Here is a 20,571-nt window from a genome sequence, read left to right on the forward strand (position 1 = left end):
TCATTGGCCCATGTATACGTCATTTGTCGTATGCCGGCCTTCACGGAGGCGGCCGGAGTGGCAAGGCCCGCCGGAAGGCGGCAACGTACGCGCCCGCCTCCTCCCACCCCCGCGGACATGATCGCCAACCTCCACGACGCCGACATTCCGAAGCCCGTGCTCGAAGTCATCACCCGCCTGCGCGAGCTGGGCCACCCCACCTACCTGGTGGGCGGCTGCGTGCGGGACATGGTCCGCAAGGTCCACCCCAAGGACTTCGATGTCGCCACCAGCGCGCTGCCGGAAGAGGTGCAGCGCGCCTTCCGCAAGGTCATCCCAACCGGCATCCAGCACGGCACCGTCACGGTCGTCACCGGGGGCAACCACGTGGAGGTGACGACGTTCCGTTCGGAAGGGGACTACCTGGACGGACGGCGCCCCAGCTCCGTGTCCTTCGAGCGCGACATCGTGAAGGACCTGTCCCGGCGCGACTTCACCATCAACGCCATGGCGTACAACCCGCTCGACCGCGAGCTGGTGGATCCGTTCGGCGGCCAGGTGGACCTGCCCGCGCAGCTGATCCGCTGCGTGGGTTCCGCGCTGGAGCGCTTCTCCGAGGACGGCCTGCGCCCCCTGCGCGCCGTGCGCTTCGCCGCCGTGCTGGGCTTCACCCTGGACCCCGCCACCCGCGACGCCATCCCCGCGACCCTGAGCGTGTTCCGCAAGGTCGCGCTGGAGCGCGTGCGCGAGGAGCTCCTCAAGCTGCTCCTGTCCCCCCGCGCGGAGACGGGGCTCCACCTGCTCGCGGACACGGGGCTGATGGAGGTCTTCCTTCCGGAGGTGGCTGGCGCGGACGCGGAGACAGCCCGGCTCGCCCGCGCCGCCGTGCAGGCCGCGCCGCTGGACGCGGATCTGCGCGTGGCCACGCTGCTCGCGGACATCGACACCGCGACGCAGGCGCGTGAGCTGTGCCTGCGCCTGAAGTTCCCCAACAAGTCCGCCGACCTCATCGGCCTGCTCGTCGAGCACGCGAAGCTGGAGACGCGCGTGGACGACACGGACCCCGCGCTGCGTCGGCTGCTCGCCCGTGTGGGACTTCCGAACCTGCCCGCGCTCATCGCCGTGGCCCGGGCCCGCGTCCAGGTCCGCGCCCCGGAGCAGGTTCCCGCGCTGGAGGCGCTGGCCTCGCGGCTGGAGGCGCTGGCCGCCGCGAAGCCGCCCCTGTCCGCGAAGGAGCTGGCGCTCACCGGGGGCGACATCATGAAGGGGCTGGGCATCGGCCCCTCGCCGAAGGTGGGCGAGGCGACCCGGTACCTGGTGGAGACCGTGCTGGACGACCCTTCGCTCAACACCGCGGACGAGCTCCGCTCCCGGCTCACGGCCTGGGCGGCGCGCGGTTCATGAAACGGGGGCCTTCTCCCGGCCGGAGGGCAGGGGAGGGGGCCTGGAGCGCCTCGGGCCGTGCGTCCCGGCCCGGGGGCGTGTAGGAAGGAGCCCCATGCGAGTCGTCGTTGCCATGAGCGGTGGGGTGGATTCCTCGGCCGCCGCCGCCCTGCTCAAGGAGCAGGGCCACGAGGTCATCGGCATCACCCTGCGCGTCTGGTCCTACGAGGGCGCCGCGAAGTGTGGAAGCTGCTGCAGTCCGGACGACATCGACGATGCCCGCGCGGTGGCCCAGACGCTGGGCATCCCGTTCTACGTGGCCAACGCCGAGGAGATCTTCCAGGACCGCGTCGTCAACCCGTTCGTCCAGTCGTACCTGGGCGGCAAGACGCCCATCCCGTGCGTGAGCTGCAACAAGGACGTGAAGTTCAACTTCCTCCTCAAGCGCGCCCGCGCCCTGGGCGCCCGGCTCGCCACCGGCCACTACGCCCAGGTGGAGGAGGTGGACGGCCGCTTCCACCTGCGCCGCGCCGTGGATGCCGCCAAGGACCAGAGCTACTTCCTCTTCACGCTGGGCCAGGAGGAGCTGAGGGACGTCCTCTTCCCGGTGGGCCACCTCACCAAGGCGGAGGTCCGCGCCGTCGCCGAGCGCCACCAGCTGCCCACCACCCACAAGCCGGAGAGCATGGAGATCTGCTTCGTGCCGGACGGCGACTACGCCGGGTTCGTGGAGAAGGTCGCCGGCCCCCAGCCCTCCGGTGAGGTCGTGGATCCGGACGGCAAGGTGCTGGGCACGCACAACGGCATCCACCGCTTCACCGTGGGGCAGCGCAAGGGGCTCAACCTGGGTGGTGGCGAGGTGCGCTACGTGCAGCGCCTGGAGCCGGAGACGAACCGCGTCGTCGTGGGCCCCGCGGAGGGCACCGGCCGCGCGCAGTTCGGCCTGCTCCAGCCTCACTGGGTGGACGGGCCGCCTCCGCCCGAACAGGCGGTGGAGGTCCGCATCCGTCACCGCCATGCGGGCGCCGCGGGACGGATCCACATCTCGCAGCACGGGCTCGTGTCCGTGAAGCTGGATGAGCCCGCGCGCGCCGTCACGCCGGGCCAGGCCGCGGTGGTCTACGACCGGGATCGCGTGCTCGGCGGTGGGTGGATCGTCTGATCCCACCCGGCGCGTCGTGCGTCCTGTGCCGGAGCCGTCGCCAGCGCATCGCCGGAGCCGCTGGGGCCTGACTTTGGGCCTCGCGCGCGTCGGTGTTCCGCTGCCTCCGTGAATTTGACCCGCCTGGGGGTGGGGCGTAGCTTGCGCGCACGCTGTCGCTACAGGCCGTTACACAGCCTGAGCGCGCGACGAGGTTTGCCCCGCCATGCGTGACGCCCACCGGATGAAGGAGAAGTTCGACGTCTCGTTGGACAACCGGCAGATCGTCAGCCTTTTGATCGCCGGCATCGTCGTGATGGGCGCCGTGTTCGTGCTGGGCGTGGTGGTGGGCAAGAAGCTCTCCGGCGACGCGCAGACCGCCGCCGCGCCGGACCTGCTCTCCGCGCTGGACGCCAACGCGCAGGTCCTCAACGACGCGCGCCAGGAGCCGCCGCTCACCTTCCCGGACGAGCTCACCCGCAAGACGGGCGCGGAGCCCCTGCCGTCGCTGCCCAAGCCCGCCGCGAAGCCGGAGGCCCCCAAGGCCACCGCCGCCGCGAAGCCCGAGGTGAAGCCGGAGACGAAGCCCGCGGAGTCCGCCAAGGTCGCCGCGAAGCCCGCCGCCCTGGCCCCCACGCCGGACCCCGACACGGGCGAGCTGCCCGCGATGGACGCCGCCGAGGAGGACGCCATCGCCAACGGCAAGCCCGTCGCGAAGCCCGAGCCCGTGAAGCCGGAGCCGAAGCCCGCCGAGCCCGCCAAGGTCGCCGCCGCGAAGCCCGAGCCCGTGAAGCCGGAGCCCGCCAAGGTGGAGCCGGTGAAGGGAAAGGTGGAGGAGACGCCGGTCGCCACCCGCACCGCCGTGCGTGACGGGGGCATGAAGGAGGCCATCGCCCGGGCCCAGGCGCTGCCCGCGGAGCCGCCGCGTCCGTCCGAGGCCGTGAAGGGTGGGGCGTTCACGCTCCAGCTCTCTGCCTTCCAGAGCCGCCAGGACGCCGACCGTTTCGCCGCGCGGTTGCGCGATAAGGGCTATGCCCCCTATATCCTGTCGGCGGAGGTGCCCGGAAAGGGCACCTGGTACCGCGTCCGGATGGGCAGCTTCGCCAGCAAGGAAGCCGCGGGCCGGTACCTGACGGACTTCAAGCGCGAGACCCAGCTCGACGCGTACGTGGCCGGCACGAACTAGCGCTGGGCAAGGAAGAGACGAAGCAACATGACGACGACGAAGCGGGTGGAGAAGCCCTGGGGTCACGAGCTCATCTGGGCGCACACGGAGCGCTACGTGGGAAAGCTCCTGCACGTGAAGCAGGGCCACAAGCTGAGCCTCCAGTTCCACAACCGCAAGGACGAGACCATCCACGTCCAGAGCGGCAAGCTCCTCTTCGTCGTGGACGAGGGCCAGGGTCTCATCGAGAAGGAGATGAACCCCGGTGAGAGCTACCACATCAAGCCGCTGACCAAGCACCGCATGGTCGCCATCACCGACTGCGACATCCTCGAGGTCAGCACCCCCGAGCTGGATGACGTGGTCCGCCTGGAAGACTCCTACGGGCGCACGGGCACCAGCACCCCGTAGTCTTGAGCCGTACCGCCCGCTGGCGCGCCCCGAAGGTGCGCCGGCGCGGGCTCCCGGCGTCACTCCTTGGGCTTCGCCGCCGGGTTCGGATTGCGGGTCCACTGGTCCACGGTGCCGTCGCCGTCCAGGTCCTCGCCAATGCGGTCCACCTGGCCGTTCTCCCAGTACTCCCAGTAGTCCACCCGGCCGTCGTGGTTCGCGTCGCGCTCCTTCCGCACGAGCGTGTCGTTCTCGTAGTAGAGCCACGAGTCCGCCTTGCCATCGCCGTCCAGGTCGCGCTCGCCCTTCGTGCGCTTGCCTTCCGCGTAGTGGTACGTGGCGTCCACCTTGCCGTCGTAGTCCAGGTCCATCACCTCGCGGACCTTCGCGCCCTGCGGATCCAGGTACTGGGTGACGTCCACGCGGCCGTCCCAGTTCAGATCCAGCTCCTTGCGCACCAGCACGTCCTTCAGCCGGTACTCCCAGACGTCCGTGCGTCCGTCGCCGTTCGCGTCCAGCTCCGTGACGGTCTCCCCGGGGTCCTGCTTCCCCCGGATGGCCTCCGCCTCCGGACCCTTGCGCACCGCGTCAGGGGTCTCCGCCGCCTTCTTGGAGGCGCAACCGGAGAGCACGCCTGCTGCAAGGAAGCCCAGGAAAATCAAACGGTTGCTAGAAGCCAAGGTGCCTCCCAAGCAGGTGGGGCGCCCTATTCGCGCCGCTTCCACTCCGTGCTTTCGCAGGCCACGTCATTCCATATATTTTCACGTATCGCCATGGCCCGAAAGAAAGTCAGCACCACCATCTACATCACTCCGGAGCAGAACGAACTGCTCAAGGCGCTGAACCAGAAGACGAAGGTGCCCGTGGCCGAATACATCCGGCAGGGCATCGACCTGGTGCTGGAGAAGTACAAAGCGCAGCTGCCGGGCCAGGCAACCTTCGACGAACTCTCCTGACGAACGAGGCGTGACGTGACGAGCATGCGTGGCAAGCGGGCGGTGGTGTTGGGTGGGGCCGGATTCGTGGGCTCGCACCTGTGTGAGCGGCTGCTGGACGACGGCGCGGAGTCCGTCCTCGCGGTGGACAACCTCATCACCGGGAACGAGGCGAACGTCCGCACGCTCAAGCCGCGCGCGGGCTTCCAGTTCGTGAAGCAGGACATCACCGAGGGGCTGGAGGTGGACGGGCCGGTGGACTTCGTCCTCAACCTGGCCTCGCCCGCGTCGCCCATCGACTACGCGAACCTCCCCATCGAAACGCTGCGCGTGGGCTCCATCGGCACGGAGAACGCGCTGAAGCTGGCGGAGAAGAAGAAGGCCGTGTTCCTCATGGCCTCCACGTCGGAAGTGTACGGCGACCCGCTGGTGCACCCCCAGAAGGAGGATTACTGGGGCAACGTGAATCCCATTGGCCCGCGCTCGGTGTACGACGAGGCCAAGCGCTACTCGGAGGCCATCAGCGCCGCGTACGAGCGCAGCCGGGGCGTGAACGTCCGCATCGTGCGCATCTTCAACACCTACGGCCCGCGCATGCGCCTCAACGACGGCCGCGTGGTGCCCGCCTTCGTGGGCCAGGCGCTCAAGGGCGAGGACTTCAGCGTCTTCGGGGACGGCAGCCAGACGCGCTCGTTCTGCTACGTGAAGGACCTGGTGGACGGCCTGGTGCGGCTGGTTCTTTCGGACGTCCGGGGCCCGGTGAACATCGGCAACCCGCGCGAGATGACCATCAAGCAGTTCGCGGAGGCCGTGCGGGAGGCGGCCGGTGGGGGTAGGCAGATCGTCTACCACCCGCTGCCCAAGGATGATCCGAAGCAGCGTCAGCCGGACATCACCCGCGCGCGCACGCTGCTGGGGTGGGAGCCCAAGGTGAAGCTGGAAGATGGTTTGCGGGACACCATCGCGTACTTCCGAGAGGTTGCCGGTAGCCCCCCCGCGTCATAGGTTGGCCGCGCGCGAGTGAGCGCGAGGTTGACGGCCCGGCCCCTCTCTGGCGGCCGGGCTTGGGGAGAACGGCGTGAAAGTCCTGGTAACGGGCGGCGCGGGCTTCATCGGCTCGCACGTGTGTGACGAGTTCCTGCGCAATGGCCACGAGGTCATCGCGCTGGACAACCTGTCGAGCGGCAAGAAGGAGAACCTGGATCCGCGCGTGCGGCTGGCCGTGCACGACATCCGGAGCCCCGAGGCCGCGGAGCTCATCCGCACCGAGAAGCCCCAGGTGCTCTGTCACCTGGCCGCCCAGATGGACGTGCGCCGCAGCGTGGAGGACCCGGGCTTCGACGCGGACGTGAACATCCGCGGCATGACGAACCTGCTGGAGGCCGCGCGCCAGTCCGGCGTGAAGAAGGTCATCTTCAGCTCCACCGGCGGTGCCATCTACGGCGAGCAGGACTACTTCCCCGCCCGCGAGGATCACCCCACGCGGCCGGTGTCGCCCTACGGCGTCTCCAAGGCGGCCGGCGAGCTGTACCTGGGCTACTACCGGGCGCAGTACGGCCTGCCGTACGTCGCCCTGCGGTACGCCAACGTGTACGGCCCGCGGCAGAATCCGCACGGCGAGGCGGGCGTGGTGGCCATCTTCTGCCAGCGCACCATCGCGGGGCAGGGCTGCACCATCTTCGGCGAGGGCAAGCAGACGCGTGACTTCGTCTTCGGTCCGGACGTGGCCCGCGCCAACTACCTGGCCTTCCAGAGCGACTACGTGGGCGCCGCGAACATCGGCACCGGCGTGGAGACGGACATCAACCGCCTCTACGAGCTCATCGCGCAGGCGGGCGGCAGCTCGCTGAAGGCCGCGCACGCGCCGGGCAAGCCGGGCGAGCAGATGCGCTCGTGCATCGACGCGGCCCACGCGAAGAAGGTGCTGGGCTGGGAGCCGTCCGTGCAGCTGGCGGATGGCCTGCGCCACACGATCGAGTTCTTCCGCGAGAAGGCCGTGGGTCCCACGCGGGCCCGGGGCTAGGCCTCTTCGCGGTCCGCTCCCCGGTCTGGATGCCGGGGGGGACGCCGGAGCAATACCGGGGCAATACCGGGCGTCAGGCGGGTGGAGTGCCCGGCGGGCGGGTGTGCGCCGGTCGTGGATTTTCGGGCGGTTCGGTGTTACCTACGCCCGCTTCGCGACCGACGAGCGCCCTGAACATGCCGGCTGAAAACGCGCACATCCGCAACTTCTGTATCATCGCCCACATCGACCATGGAAAGTCGACGCTGGCCGACCGCCTCCTGGAGAAGACAGGCACGCTGACCAAGCGTGAGGCGCAGGCCCAGTTCCTCGACAACATGGACATCGAGCGAGAGCGGGGCATCACCATCAAGGCCCAGTCCGTGCGGATGACGTACACCGCGAAGGACGGCCAGAACTACGTCCTCAACCTCATCGACACACCGGGGCACGTGGACTTCGCCTACGAGGTGAGCCGCAGCCTCGCCGCGTGCGAGGGCGCGCTGCTCGTCGTGGACGCGACCCAGGGCGTGGAGGCGCAGACGCTCGCCAACGTCTACATGGCGTTGGACCACGACCTGGAGATCATCCCGGTCATCAACAAGATCGACCTGCCCAGCGCGGACGTGGAGCGCACGCGCGGGGAGATTGAAGACGTCATCGGCATCGACGCGTCCATCGCGGTGCCGGCCTCCGCGAAGGAGGGCATCGGCATCCACGACATCCTGGAGTCGGTGGTGAAGCGCGTGCCGCCGCCCACGGGCGATCCGTCCGGGCCGCTCAAGGCGCTCATCTTCGACTCCTGGTACGACAACTACCGGGGCGTGGTGACGCTGGTGCGCGTGCTGGAAGGCACGCTGAAGCTCAAGCAGAAGATCAAGATGTTCAGCAACAACAAGGTCTTCGAGGTGCAGGAGCTGGGCGTGTTCAGCCCGTTCTCGCGCCCGGTGCAGCAGCTCATGGCGGGCGAGGTGGGTGTCCTCGTCGCGAACGTGAAGGAGCTGCAGGACGCGAAGGTCGGCGACACCGTCACGGAGGAGGCGCGGCCCACCGACCAGCCCTTCCCGGGCTTCAAGGAAGTCAAGCCGATGGTGTTCTCCGGCATCTTCCCGGTGGACTCGTCCGACTACGAGAACCTGCGCGACGCGCTGGCGAAGCTCACGCTCAACGACTCCGCCTTCACCTACGAGCCGGAGTCGTCCACGGCGCTAGGGTTCGGCTTCCGCTGCGGCTACCTGGGCCTGCTCCACATGGAGATCGTCCAGGAGCGGCTGGAGCGCGAGTACAACCTCAACCTCATCACCACGGCCCCGTCGGTGGTCTACCGCATCACCACCACCAAGGATGAGGTGATGCTGGTGGACAACCCGGCGAAGCTGCCGCCCACGCAGAACATCACCAAGTTCGAGGAGCCCATCCTCACCTGTCACATCCACGTGCCCAACGAGCACCTGGGCGCCATCCTGAAGCTGTGCCAGGACCGGCGTGGCGTGCAGAAGGACATGAAGTACCTGGGCTCCAGCGGCACGCGCGTGCAGGTCACGTACGAGATGCCCATGGCGGAAGTGGTGTTCGACTTCTTCGACCGGCTCAAGAGCGTGTCGCGCGGCTACGCGAGCCTGGACTACGAGCTGTCCGCCTACGCGGAAGCGGACCTGGCCAAGCTGGACATCCTCATCAACGGGGAGCCGGTGGACGCGCTGTCCGTCATCGTGCACCGCGAGCGCGCGTACCTGCGCGGCCGCGAGGTCTGCGAGAAGCTCAAGGAAGTGATTCCCAAGCAGATGTACGAGGTGGCCATCCAGGCCGCCATCGGCGCGAAGATCATCTCCCGCGAGACGATCTCCGCCATGCGCAAGAACGTCCTTGCCAAGTGCTACGGCGGCGACATCAGCCGCAAGCGCAAGCTCCTGGAGAAGCAGAAGGAGGGCAAGAAGCGCATGAAGCAGGTGGGCACGGTGGAGATTCCGCAGGAAGCCTTCCTCGCGGTCCTCAAGACGGAGCAGTAAGCCCTATGAGCACGGCCAGTCCTTCCGCGAAGCTGGGAGCGGCCATGGCCGCGCGCCGCACCCCGGAGCAGCTCAAGGCCCGTCGCCAGTTGATGTGGCGCGAGCTGCTCACCAGCCTCTGGGCCCCGCTGTGTGGCGTGGGCCTGGCGTTCATCCCCTACGTCACGCTGATTGAGATGGCGCCCGGCACCGCGTCCTGGGCCCAGCCCCTGATGAAGGGCTTCGGCCTGCTGATGGTGCTGGCCTTCGTGGGCCTGCTGGTGTGGCGCAACGCCTCCAAGAAGGAGTCGCAGCTGCGCACGCTGCGCCACGAGGCGCGCGAGCTGCTCTCCGAGGACGAGCGCATCCTCGCGCGCGTGGGCACGAAGGTGCCCCCGGCCGCGGCGGAGCGGATCACCGAGCAGGCCCTGCGCGTGGAGTCCGCGTCCGTGGCGGGCAACGTGGAGCAGCTGCGCACGGAGACCCAGACCCTGGAGAAGCTCACGCAGGAGCACCTGGGGGCGTACCGCAAGCAGAACGTGTGGGACTTCATTGGCGGCTTCGGCAAGGCGCTGCTCATCGCCCTGGTCATCCGCACGGTGCTGGTGGAGCCGTACCGCATCCCGTCCGGCTCCATGCTGCCCACGCTGCAGATTGGCGACCAGGTCTTCGTCAACAAGTTCATCTACGGGGTGCGCGTCCCGTTCATGAACGTGGTGCCGTTCCGCATCGTGCGCGCGCCGCAGCGCGGGGACGTCATCGTCTTCAACAACCCGGTGGACGAGTCCAAGGACTTCATCAAGCGCGTCGTCGGCATCCCCGGCGACACGGTGGAGATCGTCGAGGGCGTCATCCGCATCAACGGCGAGGCGCAGACGCGCACGCTGGTGTCGCCGGACTTCGTCGTGCACAACCAGGACGACACCACGGGCCGCTGGTTCGACCAGGAAGAGGTGCTCTACCGCGAGGACCTGAGCGGCGTGGTGCACTCGGCGCTCCAGCACCCCATGCGCCTGCCGGGCCGCGAGCACGAGGGCCCCTACACGGTGCCCGCGGACAGCGTCTTCGTGATGGGTGACAACCGGGACAACAGCGCGGACAGCCGCTACAACCTGGGCGGCCCGGGCGGCGCCGAGGTCGCCTACGTGCCCTATGGCCACATCAAGGGCAAGGCCATGGTCGTCTGGCTGTCGCTCGGGTGGGGCGGCCTGCTGGGCAACCTGTTTGGCGGCACGGGCCTCCGGGTCGACCGGTTCTTCGAACCGGTGCGCTGACGGACGGTGGCCGCGTGGCCACCACGCGCGGTGCTTGACGCAACGTGCGGCGCGCGGTACGCGGCGGCCCCGGCCCATGAGACATCTTCTCGGAATCGCAGGCTGGCAGCGGGACGAGCTGGAAGCCCTGCTCGACCGCGCCCAGGCGCACCTGCCCGGCGGACCGGATGCCTCGCACGTGCTGCGGGGCCGCGTCGTGGCGAACCTCTTCTTCGAGGACTCCACCCGGACGCGCTCCTCCTTCGAGGTGGCCGCGCGGAAGCTGGGCGCGGACGTCCTCAACTGGAGCTACGCGGGCTCCTCCGTGTCCAAGGGGGAGACGCTCCTGGACACCGCGCGCAACATCGAAGCCATGGGGCCGGCGGTCATCGTCATCCGCCACCGCTCCTCCGGCGCGCCCGGCCTCGTCGCCCGGCACGTGAAGTGCGCCGTGGTGAACGCGGGCGACGGCGCGCATGAGCACCCGTCCCAGGCCCTGCTGGACGCCTTCACCCTGCGCCAGCGCTGGGGCCGGCTGGACGGACGGACGGTCCTCATCGTGGGCGACGTGCTGCACAGCCGCGTGGCGCGCTCCAACCTGGTGTGCCTGAAGGCGCTGGGGGCCCGGGTCGTGCTCTGCGGACCGCCCACCCTCCTGCCCCCGGGCCTGGAGGAGATGGGCGGAGAGGTGACGCACCAGCTGGACGCCGTGCTGCCCCAGGCGGACGCGGTGATGTGCCTGAGACTGCAGACGGAGCGCATGTCGGAAGCCTTCCTGCCGTCCCAGCGGGAGTACTCGCGGCTGTTCGGTGTCACGCCCGCCCGCGCGGAGCGGATGAAGCCGGACGCGCTCGTGCTGCACCCGGGCCCCATCAACCGCGGCGTGGAGCTGTCGCCGGTGGTGGCGGACGGGCCTCGCAGCGTCATCCTGGAACAGGTGGCCAACGGCGTCGCGGTGCGCCGGGCCATCCTGGAGGCGTGCGCATCATGACCACGGTGCTCTTCCAGCGGGCGCGCGTCATCGACCCGCGCAATGGCGTGGACGGCGTCCGCGACGTGCTGGTGACGGACGGCCGGGTGGCGCAGGTGTCGGACGCCGCCTTGCCCGCGCCCCAGGACGCCCGGGTGGTGGACGCCACGGGGAAGTGGCTGGTGCCGGGCTTCATCGACCTGCACGTGCACCTGCGCGAGCCGGGAGAAGAGGGCAAGGAGACGGTCCTCACCGGCTGCCGCGCGGCGGTGGCGGGTGGCTTCACCGGCGTCGTGGCCATGCCCAACACCAAGGTGGTCAACGACAGCGCGCTCGTCACGGAGCTGGTGCTGTCGCGCGCGCGGGACGCGGCCCTGTGCCACGTGTACCCGGCGGGCGCCATCACCAAGGGGCTCAAGGGCGAGGAGCTGTCCGAGGCGGGCGAGCTGATTGGCGCCGGCTGCGTGGCCCTCACCGACGATGGCCGCCCGGTGATGAACGCGGCCCTGATGCGCCGGGTGCTCCAGTACGCCACCCAGTTCGACGTGCCGGTGATGGTGCACGAGGAGGACCTCACGCTGTCCGCCGGCGGCGCGATGCACGAGGGCGCCACGTCCACGCGGCTGGGCCTGCGCGGCATTCCGGCCTCCGCGGAGGTGGCCATGGTGGCGCGCGACCTGGTGCTCCTGGAGGAGACGAAGGGGCGCCTGCACGTCGCGCACGTGTCGTGCGAGGGCAGCGTGCGGCTCATTCGCGAGGCCAAGAAGCGCGGCCTGAGCGTCACCTGCGAGGTGGCGCCGCACCACTTCATCCTGGATGACCGGGCGGTGGGGGACTACGACACCCACGCGAAGATGGCGCCGCCGCTGCGCGGCGACGTGGACGTGAAGGCGCTGCGCGAGGCGCTGGTGGACGGCACGGTGGACGCCATCGCCACGGACCACGCGCCGCACGGCGTGTCCGACAAGCTGGTGGAGTTCGAGAAGGGCATCAACGGCATCGTCGGGCTGGAGACGGCCCTGGGGCTCACGCTGGTGCTGGTGCACGAGGGCGTGCTCACCCCGCGCCGGGCGGTGGAGCTCCTGTCGGACGGGCCGGCGAGGGTATTCGGCCTGCCGGGCGGTCACCTGGCGCCTGGTGCCCCGGCGGACATCACGCTGGTGTCACCTTCGGAGGAGTGGACGGTGGATGCCCACCGGTTCTATTCCCGCAGTCGCAACACGCCCTTCCACGGGCGCACGCTGAAGGGTCGCGTGTCGCAGACGTGGGTGGGCGGCCGGTGTGTGTTCGAGGACGGTCAGCTCAAGGAGTCGCGGTGATGACGAAGCGGGCGGTGCTCGCACTGGCGGATGGCACCACCTTCGAAGGTCGCGCCTTTGGCGCTTCCGGCGAGACGGTGGGTGAGGTGGTTTTCAACACGTCCATGTACGGCTACCAGGAGATCCTCACGGATCCCTCGTACGTGGGGCAGATCGTCACCATGACGTACCCGGAGATGGGCAACATCGGGGCGAATGCCGGCGACGAGGAGGCGGGCCTGCCGCACGCGGTGGGCATGGTGGTGCGCTCGCTGACGAAGACGCCCTCCAACTGGCGCTCGCAGGAGACGCTGGACGCGTACCTCGCGCGCCACGGCCGCGTGGGCATCGAAGGCGTGGACACCCGCCGGCTGGTGCGCCACCTGCGCACGCACGGCGCCCAGACGGGCATCATCTCCACGGAGAACGTGTCCGCCGCCGCCCTGTCCGAGCGCGCGCGCAGCGCCGTGGGCATGGAGGGGCTGGACCTGGCCACGGGCGTGTCCACCAAGGAGCCCTACCTCTTCACCACGCCGACGCCGGACGTGTTCCTGGCGACCGGGGACAAGCAGCCGGAGCCGGAGCTGAAGTACGACGTGGTGGCGTACGACTACGGCCTCAAGCGCTCCATGCTCCAGTACCTGGTGGACGTGGGCTGCCGCGTGACGGTGGTGCCGGCCCACACCACGGCGGAGCAGGTGCTGGCGAAAAAGCCGCACGGCGTCTTCCTGGCCAACGGCCCGGGCGACCCGGCCGCGGTGAAGGGCGCGGACCGCACGGTGGCGGCGCTGCTGGGCAAGGTGCCGGTGTTCGGCATCTGCCTGGGGCACCAGATCATGGCGCTGGCGCTGGGCGGCCGGACGTACAAGATGAAGTTCGGCCACCGCGGCGGCAACCAGCCCGTGAAGGACCTCACCACGGGCAAGGTGGAGATCACCGCGCAGAACCACGGCTTCGCGGTGGACGACGCCAGCCTCAAGGGCAAGGCCGTCGTCACGCACATCAACCTGAACGACGGCACGGTGGAGGGCCTGGCCGTACCGGATGCGCGGGCCTTCAGCGTGCAGTACCACCCCGAGGCTTCGCCCGGCCCTCACGACGCGCGCTACCTGTTCAGCCGCTTCGCGACGCTGATGGCGGGTTCGTAGGAAGAGGCTCGCACCGGCCATGGACACCGCGCTGACCCCGTTGTCGTACCAGCCGTACCTGGACCAGCTCATCGCCTTCGGCAGCTCGGAGGCGCGCAAGCCGGACCTCCTGGAGGCGAAGGCGGAGTATTTCCGCCTCACCGGCGAAGTCTTCGAGGACGACAAGTTCTTCGAGCTGCGGATGGCGTCGTTCCTGGACTACTACCTCTACGACCGCGTCTCGCCGCTCACGGGCAGGACGCCGGCCGCGGAGCTGTACGAGGAGCGCCAGAAGTCCGCGCCGCCCGAAGAGGCCAACGCCTTCCGCAGCTTCACGGAGACGGTCCACGGCCTCTTCGAGGTGCGCAAGCTGGCCAAGGGCATGGTGCGCCTGCGCGAGCTCTTCTCCGGCAAGGACTTCGACGTGACGGAGCGCCGTCACATCGCGGGCCTGGAGACGGGCGACGTGCTGGAGGCGCGCCTGGTGCCCTTCGGCGGGCACCTGCTGTTCTCCTCCGCCTTCTGCTACCACCCGGCCATGGCCCTCAAGGCCATCAAGGCCGAGGTGAAGCGCCGCAAGAAGAAGGAGCCGGAGCGCCCCGCCAAGGACCTGGTGTGGGAGTGCGCCCGCCGGGCCCTCAACGTGGAGCGCTACCGCCAGCTCTCCGTGGAGAAGCTCTACGACTTCGAGCAGAAGGTCCTCTAGGGCCTCCTGCCCGGGCCTCCACCGCGCGCGGACTAGACGCGGTGGATGCTCATCAGGTTGGTGTTGCCCGGCACGTTGAGCGGAATGCCGGCCACCAGGATGAAGGGCGCGCCGGGCTCGCAGAGGTTCTGGTCCTGGCAGAGCCTGCGCACCTGCTTGAGCATGGCCTCCATGGAGCCGATGCGCTTCACCAGGTGGCCCGTCACGCCCCAGTACAGCGCCATCCGGTTCACCGTGTCCGGGTTGGGCGTCAGGGCGATGATGCGCGCGCCGGGGCGGAACTCGGAGATGAGGCGCGCGGAGTGGCCGCTCTCCGTGTACGCGATGATGGTCCCGATGTTGAGCTGCCGGGACGCGGCCACCGCCGCCGCCGCGATGCCGGTGCCCAGGTCCGCCGAGCGCTCGAAGGGGGAGTGGGGCAGGGTGATGAGGCTGGTGCGCTCCGTCTCCTCCACGATGCGCGCCATGGTGGCCACCGCCTCCACGGGGTAGCGGCCCGCCGCGGTCTCCCCGGAGAGCATCACCGCGTCCGCGCCGTCGAGGATGGCGTTGGCCACGTCCGACACCTCCGCGCGCGTGGGCCGGGCGTTGAGCACCATGCTCTCCAGCATCTCCGTGGCGACGATGACGATGCCGCCCATGCGGTTGACCTCCCGCACGGCGCGCTTCTGGATGGCGGGCAGCTGCTCCAGGGGCATCTCCACGCCCAGGTCGCCGCGGGCCACCATCACCCCGTCCGACTCCGCGGCGATGGCCTCCAGGTTCTCCACCGCCTGGGGCTTTTCAATCTTGGAGATGAGCGGCGTCTTGAGCTTCGCCACCAGCGCCCGCGCCTGGCGCACGTCCTGGGCGCTGCGCACGAAGGACAGCGCCACGTAGTCCACGCCCACCTCCTGGCCGAAGGCCAGGTCCACCTTGTCCTTCTCCGTCAGCGTGGGCACCGACATGGCCGTGCCGGGCAGGTTGAGCCCCTTGTGGTCCTTGAGGAGCCCGCCCACCTCCACGCGGCAGGACACGTCCTGGCCGCTCACCTTCAGCACGCGCAGGCGCACCCGCCCGTCGTCCAGCAGCACCTCGTGCCCCTTCGCCACGTCCCGCGGCAGCGAGCGCACCGGCGTGGGGATGACGGTGCCCTGGCCCAGCACCGCGCGCGTCGTCACCGTCACGGTGTCGCCGGCCTTGACCATCAGCTGGCCGCCTTCGAATTTCCCCAGGCGCACCTTGGGGCCCTGCACGTCCTGGAGGATGGCCACCGGCACGCCCAGCTTCTTCGACACCGCGCGGATGCGCAGGACGCGCTGCCGGTGCTCGTCGTGCGTACCGTGCGAGAAGTTGAGCCGGGCCACGTTCATGCCCGCCTTCACCAGCCCCTCGATGACTTCCCTGGAGTCCGACGCCGGTCCCAGCGTGCAGATGATCTTCGCCTTGCGCATAGAGCCGCCCATCCTAGCCGCAGGGGGTGGCCGGCTTGACAGGCTTGCGCCCGAAGGACTAACTCTTCGCCTCACGCGCTGGGCGGAAAGTTACCGCGAGCCAGCGCACGCCATTCGTGGCTCTCAGACGCTTGAGACGAAGAAAGCCCGGCTACCCTGGGAGGGGGGGCCGGGCTTTCATCGTTCCAGGGCGTGTCCTTGGCCCGGCTAGAGGTCGATCTCCTGACCCTTGCCCATGGGCTCCATCCGCGGCTGATCCTTGACGGAGTGATCCATGCCGATGTCCTCCGAGGGAGGCTTCGGGTGGCCGGCGCTGGGGCCCATGGGAGGCGGCGGAGGCAGGGGACCCATGTCCTCGCCGCCGTGGCCGCTGCCGCCCACGCCCAGGTCCTGCTGCTTCTGGAGGGCTTCAATCTCCGAACGGGTGATGCCCGCCAGGGCCAGCACCTTGCGCGTCACGCGGATGCGCGCCTGGCTGTGCATGGCCATGGCGATGGAGTCCGAAGGCCGGGCGTCCAGCGCCAGCTCCTTCTTGCCCTGCTGCAGGAAGACGCGGCCGGAGTAGACGTTGTCGCGCAGGTCGTCGATGCGGACCTCCGTCACCTTGCCGCCCAGCTTGGACACCACGTCGTCCAGCAGGTCCTGCGACAGCGGCTGGGGCGGCGGACGCTCCGCGAGGCGGAAGGCGATGGAGACCGCCGCGCCCTCGTCCACGAAGAGCGGGAGCACCGTCTCCCCGTCCTTGGTGGTCAGCACGACGGCGTGCGTCTGCGCCTCCATCAAGGGCACCACGTCCTTCACTTCCAGCTCCACCAGCTCCGAGCAGGCCTTCGGATCGCTGCCCTTCTCGGTGATGCAGGGCTTCTCTTTCTTCCCTTCGGCCGTCTCGGAGGCGGCGATGGCGCCGGGGATCCCGAACGCGGGAAGGAACAACGCTCCCCCCAGCGCCAGCACCACGGCCGTGAACGGAGCGACGAAGAAATTGGCGCGGTTGGACGTTTTCACATCCCTAAGCTACGCACCTCCCCCTTCACCGGGAGGGCGCTGCCCCTGCGCCTTCGCGAGCGGCCCCCGGGCCCTGGCCCACCCGGTTGGAGGGCGGGCGGGCAGGCGGGAAGAGGGGGCGCGAGACGGCTAGCGGTCCTCGCCCTCGGGCTCTTCGTCGTCGTAGTCCTCTTCGTCCTCGGACTCCTCGTCGTCCTCGTCCTCGTCGAGGTCGTCCTCGTCGGACTCCTCCTCGTCTTCGTCCTCGTCGTCGAGTTCGTCCTCGAGCTCCTCGGCCTCGAGCGTCATCGTCACCGCGAACTTCTTGCTCAGGGTGGCGATCTGCGCGCGCATCTCCGTGAGCGCGGCGACGAAGTCCTCGGAGAGGTTCGCGGGCGCCTTCGCGTCGCAGTGGGGGCAGACAATCTTCTCCGTCCCCTCGATGAGGTCCTGGGCTTCCAACTCGAAGCTGGCCTCGCACTTCTGACAGGTGAAGTCGATGCTCATGGTCGGGCGCGGCATACAAAGCCGGTGAACATGCTGTCAACGGCTGAGACGGGGAGACGTGGTACGGGCGGTGCGCTTCCACTACGTTCCGTCGGATGGACCTGCCCAAGACGATGCTGCATGCGCTCCATGACCAGGCCGCCCGGCTGGAACACCGCCCGGCACTCTGGTCCCGGCATGGAAGCGCCTATGTCCCCACCTCGTGGTTCGACTATGCCCAGCGCGTCAAGCGCTTCGCCCTCGGGCTGCATGCGTTGGGGTTCCGGGAAGGCGACCCGCTGGGCATCCTGAGCTTCAACCGCGAGGCGTGGCACGTCGCGGACCTGGGGGCCATGGCCCTGGGCGGCGTGCCGGTGGGGCTCTACACCACCAGCAGCGTGGATCAGCTCGTCTACATCCTGGGCCACTGCGAGGCGCGCTTCCTCCTGGTGGAGAACGCGAAGCACCTGGCCACCGGGCTGGAGGTCCAGAAGCGGCTGCCCGCGCTCAAGCACCTGCTCGTCGTGGACGCGCCCACGCCCCTGCCGGAAGGGGTGCTGCGCTACGCGGACGTGCTGGCCTCCGGCGCGAAGCAGGACGAAGCCCCGTACTGGGACAGCGTCCACGCGCTCCACCCGGACGCGCTGAGCACGCTCATCTACACCTCCGGGACCACCGGCCAGCCCAAGGGCGTGGCCCTCAGCCACCGCAACCTGGCCTGGACGTCGAAGCAGCTGGGCGACACCATGGGCTTCCGGAACATGGAGGACGAGCGGCTGGTGTCGTACCTGCCGCTGTCCCACGTCGCGGAGCAGATCGTCTCCCTGCACAGCCCGCTGCTCATGGGCACGCAGGTGTACTTCGCGGACTCGCTGGACGCCCTGGGCAAGAACCTCACGGAGGTGCGCCCCACCGTCTTCTTCGCGGTGCCGCGCGTCTGGGAGAAGTTCAAGTCGAAGGCGGAGGAGGGCCTGGCCGCGCAGCCGCCCCTGAAGCGCCGGCTGGTGGAGTGGGCCCGCGCCACGGCGCTGGAGCGCAACACGCGCGTGCTGAGCCAGGAGCGCGTGCCGTCGTTCATGGAGGCCAAGTTCGCGCTGGCCCAGCGGGTGGTGTTCCAGCCGTTGAAGACGCGCATCGGCCTGGACAAGGCGAAGCTGTTCTCCACGTCCGCGGCCCCCATTGGCCGGGACGTGCTGGACTTCTTCGCCTCCATCGACGTCGTCCTCCTGGAGGTCTGGGGCATGACGGAGGTGTCCGGCCCCGCCACGGTGAGCACCGCCGAGTGCGCGCGCCTGGGCACGGTGGGCCGCCCCATGCTGGGCGTGGAGGTGCGCATCGCGGAGGACGGGGAGATCCTCGTGAAGGGCGGCAACGTGTGCCTGGGCTACCACCGCAACCCGGAGGCCACGCAGGAGCTGCTGGCGGACGGGTGGCTGCACACGGGTGACGTGGGGCAGCTGGACGCGGAGGGCTTCCTGCGCATCACCGGGCGCAAGAAGGAGATCATCGTCACCTCCGGCGGAAAGAAGACGTCCCCCGCCAACATCGAAGAGCTGCTCAAGGCCGTCTCCCCCGTGGGGCACGCGCTGGTGGTGGGCGACCGGCGCAACTACCTGGTGGCGCTGGTGACGCTGGATCCGGACCGGGTGCGGAAGCTGGCGCGGGAGAAGGGCTGGCCAGAGGACGTGGCCGCGCTGGTGAACGACCCGCGGCTCCAGCAGCACCTGCACGAGGCCTTCGAGCGGGACGTGAACCCGAAGCTGTCGCGCTTCGAGACCATCAAGCGCTTCCGCGTGCTGCCGGGGGAGTTCTCCATCGACGGCGGCGAGCTCACGCCCAGCATGAAGATGCGCCGCAAGGTGGTGGAGCAGAAGTACGCGGACGCCATCGACGCGCTCTACAGCGAGCCGGCCGGCGCCGCCGCGGCCCACGGGTAGGAAAAAGCGAAAGGGGCGGAGGACTCAGCAACGAGTCCTGCGCCCCTTCGTGCTTCAGTGGCTGTTCAGCCGGCGGCTACTTGGCGCTGGTGCGCTTGTCGCGGGCCACGTAGTCGCGGCGCGCGGAGCCGGTGAAGACCTGACGGGGACGGGCGATCTTCTGCTCGTTGTCCGTCACCATCTCCTCCCACTGCGCGCACCAGCCCACCGTGCGGGGGATGGCGAACAGGACGGGGAACATCTCCGCCTGGAAGCCCATCGCCTCGTAGATGAGGCCCGAGTAGAAGTCGACGTTCGGGTACAGCTTGCGCTTCACGAAGTACTCGTCCTCGAGCGCGATGCGCTCCAGTTCGAGCGCGATCTCCAGCAGCGGGTTCTTGCCCGTCACCTCGAAGACCTCGTCCGCCACGCGCTTGATGACCTTCGCGCGCGGGTCGTAGGACTTGTAGACGCGGTGGCCGAAGCCCATGAGCTTCTTCTCGCCCTCGCCGCCCTTCACCTGCTTGATGAACTCCGGGATGGCGGACTTGGTGCCGATCTCGCGGAGCATGCGGAGCACCGCCTCGTTTGCGCCGCCGTGCAGCGGGCCGTAGAGCGCGCCCACGCCCGCGGCGACCGCGGAGTAGGGGTCCACCTGCGACGAGCCCACCGTGCGCACGGACGTGGTGGAGCAGTTCTGCTCGTGGTCCGCGTGCAGGATGAAGAGGACGTCGAGCGCCTTCTCCAGCGTGGGGTGCACCTTGTACGTCGTGGTGCCGATGCGCTTGATCATCGCCAGGAAGTTGGCGACGTAGGACAGGTCGTTGTCCGGGTAGACGTACGGCAGGCCCATGGAGTGCCGGTACGAGAACGCGGCGATGGTGGGCATCTTCGCGATGAGGCGCGTGATCTGGATCTCACGGCTGCGCGCGTCGCGGATGTTCTTCGCGTCCGGGTAGAAGCCGGACAGCGCCGCCACCGTGGAGCCCAGCATGGACATGGGGTGCGCGTCGTAGCGGAACCCGTCCATGAAGGACTTGATGTTCTCATGCACCAGCGTGTGGTGCGTCACGTTGTGCGTGAAGTTGTCCAGCTCCGCCTGCGTGGGCAGCTGGCCCTTGAGCAGCAGGTAGGCCACCTCCAGGAAGGTGGACTTCTCCGCGAGCTGCTCGATGGGGTAGCCGCGGTACTCGAGGATGCCCTTGTCACCGTCAATGAACGTGATGGCGCTCTTACAGTTCGCCGTGTTCAGGAACGCGGGGTCGTAACCCATGAGACCGAAGTCGTCGCTGCCGGTCTTGATCTGGCGCAGGTCGGGGGTGCGGATACAGCCGTTCTCGATCGGGATCTCGTACGTCTTCCCGGTCCGATTGTCGGTGACGGTCAGCGTGTCCTTGGGCATGGGCGGAGATTTC

The 20,571-nt window shown here is 69.1% G+C and carries 19 protein-coding genes; 14 read left to right on the forward strand and 5 right to left on the reverse strand.

Going from position 1 to position 20,571, the window contains the following annotated elements; all coding sequences use genetic code 11:
• Positions 1 to 117 precede the first annotated feature (117 nt).
• The 4 genes from D7X32_RS07825 (at position 118) to D7X32_RS07840 (ending at position 4,079) form a co-directional block, all read left to right on the forward strand.
• Complete coding sequence (locus tag D7X32_RS07825; protein WP_120601878.1) at positions 118 to 1,383, forward strand: CCA tRNA nucleotidyltransferase; 1,266 nt, start codon at positions 118 to 120, stop codon at positions 1,381 to 1,383.
• A 94-nt stretch (positions 1,384 to 1,477) separates the two neighbouring features.
• Positions 1,478 to 2,524, forward strand: coding sequence for a tRNA 2-thiouridine(34) synthase MnmA (gene mnmA, locus D7X32_RS07830; RefSeq protein WP_120601879.1), 1,047 nt, complete (start codon positions 1,478 to 1,480; stop codon positions 2,522 to 2,524).
• Between the two features lie 205 nt (positions 2,525 to 2,729).
• Positions 2,730 to 3,689, forward strand: coding sequence for an SPOR domain-containing protein (locus D7X32_RS07835; RefSeq protein WP_120601880.1), 960 nt, complete (start codon positions 2,730 to 2,732; stop codon positions 3,687 to 3,689).
• Positions 3,690 to 3,716: 27 nt separating this feature from the next.
• Entirely contained in the window at positions 3,717 to 4,079 is a 363-nt protein-coding gene (locus tag D7X32_RS07840; RefSeq protein ID WP_120601881.1) for a cupin domain-containing protein, read from the forward strand.
• Between the two features lie 59 nt (positions 4,080 to 4,138).
• On the opposite strand, the gene D7X32_RS07845 is transcribed toward D7X32_RS07840, so the two are convergent.
• The gene (locus D7X32_RS07845; protein WP_120601926.1) at positions 4,139 to 4,738 is read right to left on the reverse strand and encodes a CREC-EF hand family protein; all 600 of its coding nucleotides are present in this window, start codon (positions 4,736 to 4,738) and stop codon (positions 4,139 to 4,141) included.
• A 93-nt stretch (positions 4,739 to 4,831) separates the two neighbouring features.
• Between D7X32_RS07845 and D7X32_RS07850 the strand changes: the two genes are divergently transcribed.
• The 9 genes from D7X32_RS07850 (at position 4,832) to D7X32_RS07890 (ending at position 14,337) form a co-directional block, all read left to right on the forward strand.
• Positions 4,832 to 5,014 (forward strand): ribbon-helix-helix domain-containing protein, encoded by a 183-nt coding sequence (locus D7X32_RS07850; RefSeq protein WP_014397342.1) that lies wholly within the window; start codon positions 4,832 to 4,834, stop codon positions 5,012 to 5,014.
• A gap of 24 nt (positions 5,015 to 5,038) precedes the next feature.
• Positions 5,039 to 5,998 carry a UDP-glucuronic acid decarboxylase family protein gene (locus D7X32_RS07855; protein WP_120601927.1) on the forward strand — a complete coding sequence of 320 codons (960 nt, stop codon included), beginning with the start codon at positions 5,039 to 5,041 and terminating at the stop codon, positions 5,996 to 5,998.
• A gap of 73 nt (positions 5,999 to 6,071) precedes the next feature.
• Positions 6,072 to 7,016, forward strand: a complete 945-nt coding sequence (locus D7X32_RS07860) for an NAD-dependent epimerase/dehydratase family protein (RefSeq protein ID WP_120601882.1) — start codon at positions 6,072 to 6,074, stop codon at positions 7,014 to 7,016.
• A gap of 176 nt (positions 7,017 to 7,192) precedes the next feature.
• Positions 7,193 to 9,004: a translation elongation factor 4 gene (gene lepA / locus D7X32_RS07865; protein WP_120601883.1), complete on the forward strand. Its 1,812-nt coding sequence runs from the start codon at positions 7,193 to 7,195 to the stop codon at positions 9,002 to 9,004.
• A 5-nt stretch (positions 9,005 to 9,009) separates the two neighbouring features.
• The gene (gene lepB, locus D7X32_RS07870) at positions 9,010 to 10,257 is read left to right on the forward strand and encodes a signal peptidase I (RefSeq protein WP_120601884.1); all 1,248 of its coding nucleotides are present in this window, start codon (positions 9,010 to 9,012) and stop codon (positions 10,255 to 10,257) included.
• A gap of 76 nt (positions 10,258 to 10,333) precedes the next feature.
• Positions 10,334 to 11,227, forward strand: coding sequence for an aspartate carbamoyltransferase catalytic subunit (locus tag D7X32_RS07875; RefSeq protein ID WP_120601885.1), 894 nt, complete (start codon positions 10,334 to 10,336; stop codon positions 11,225 to 11,227).
• Positions 11,224 to 12,525: a dihydroorotase gene (locus tag D7X32_RS07880; protein ID WP_171446202.1), complete on the forward strand. Its 1,302-nt coding sequence runs from the start codon at positions 11,224 to 11,226 to the stop codon at positions 12,523 to 12,525. Before D7X32_RS07875 ends, D7X32_RS07880 begins: the two co-directional genes overlap by 4 nt.
• Entirely contained in the window at positions 12,525 to 13,652 is a 1,128-nt protein-coding gene (gene carA, locus D7X32_RS07885; RefSeq protein ID WP_120601886.1) for a glutamine-hydrolyzing carbamoyl-phosphate synthase small subunit, read from the forward strand. Before D7X32_RS07880 ends, carA begins: the two co-directional genes overlap by 1 nt.
• Before the next feature lie 19 nt (positions 13,653 to 13,671).
• The gene (locus D7X32_RS07890) at positions 13,672 to 14,337 is read left to right on the forward strand and encodes a DUF7986 domain-containing protein (protein ID WP_120601887.1); all 666 of its coding nucleotides are present in this window, start codon (positions 13,672 to 13,674) and stop codon (positions 14,335 to 14,337) included.
• Between the two features lie 32 nt (positions 14,338 to 14,369).
• Here the strand turns inward: D7X32_RS07890 and pyk are convergent, their stop codons facing one another.
• The 3 genes from pyk to D7X32_RS07905 all read right to left on the reverse strand — a co-directional run bounded on the left by pyk (position 14,370) and on the right by D7X32_RS07905 (position 17,261).
• Entirely contained in the window at positions 14,370 to 15,770 is a 1,401-nt protein-coding gene (gene pyk / locus D7X32_RS07895) for a pyruvate kinase (protein WP_120601888.1), read from the reverse strand.
• Positions 15,771 to 15,977: 207 nt separating this feature from the next.
• Positions 15,978 to 16,775 (reverse strand): bifunctional nuclease family protein, encoded by a 798-nt coding sequence (locus tag D7X32_RS07900; protein WP_244238899.1) that lies wholly within the window; start codon positions 16,773 to 16,775, stop codon positions 15,978 to 15,980.
• A 129-nt stretch (positions 16,776 to 16,904) separates the two neighbouring features.
• Entirely contained in the window at positions 16,905 to 17,261 is a 357-nt protein-coding gene (locus D7X32_RS07905; RefSeq protein ID WP_244238900.1) for a hypothetical protein, read from the reverse strand.
• 95 nt (positions 17,262 to 17,356) lie between these two features.
• On the opposite strand from D7X32_RS07905, the gene D7X32_RS07910 reads away from it, so the two are divergent.
• Positions 17,357 to 19,177, forward strand: coding sequence for an AMP-dependent synthetase/ligase (locus D7X32_RS07910; protein WP_171446182.1), 1,821 nt, complete (start codon positions 17,357 to 17,359; stop codon positions 19,175 to 19,177).
• A 76-nt stretch (positions 19,178 to 19,253) separates the two neighbouring features.
• Here D7X32_RS07910 and D7X32_RS07915 read toward each other — a convergent pair whose 3' ends face one another.
• Positions 19,254 to 20,558, reverse strand: a complete 1,305-nt coding sequence (locus D7X32_RS07915; RefSeq protein WP_120601890.1) for a citrate synthase — start codon at positions 20,556 to 20,558, stop codon at positions 19,254 to 19,256.
• Positions 20,559 to 20,571: the final 13 nt, after the last annotated feature.

This window comes from Corallococcus carmarthensis (genome assembly GCF_003611695.1).
In the GTDB taxonomy this organism is placed as follows: Bacteria; Myxococcota; Myxococcia; order Myxococcales; family Myxococcaceae; genus Corallococcus; species Corallococcus carmarthensis.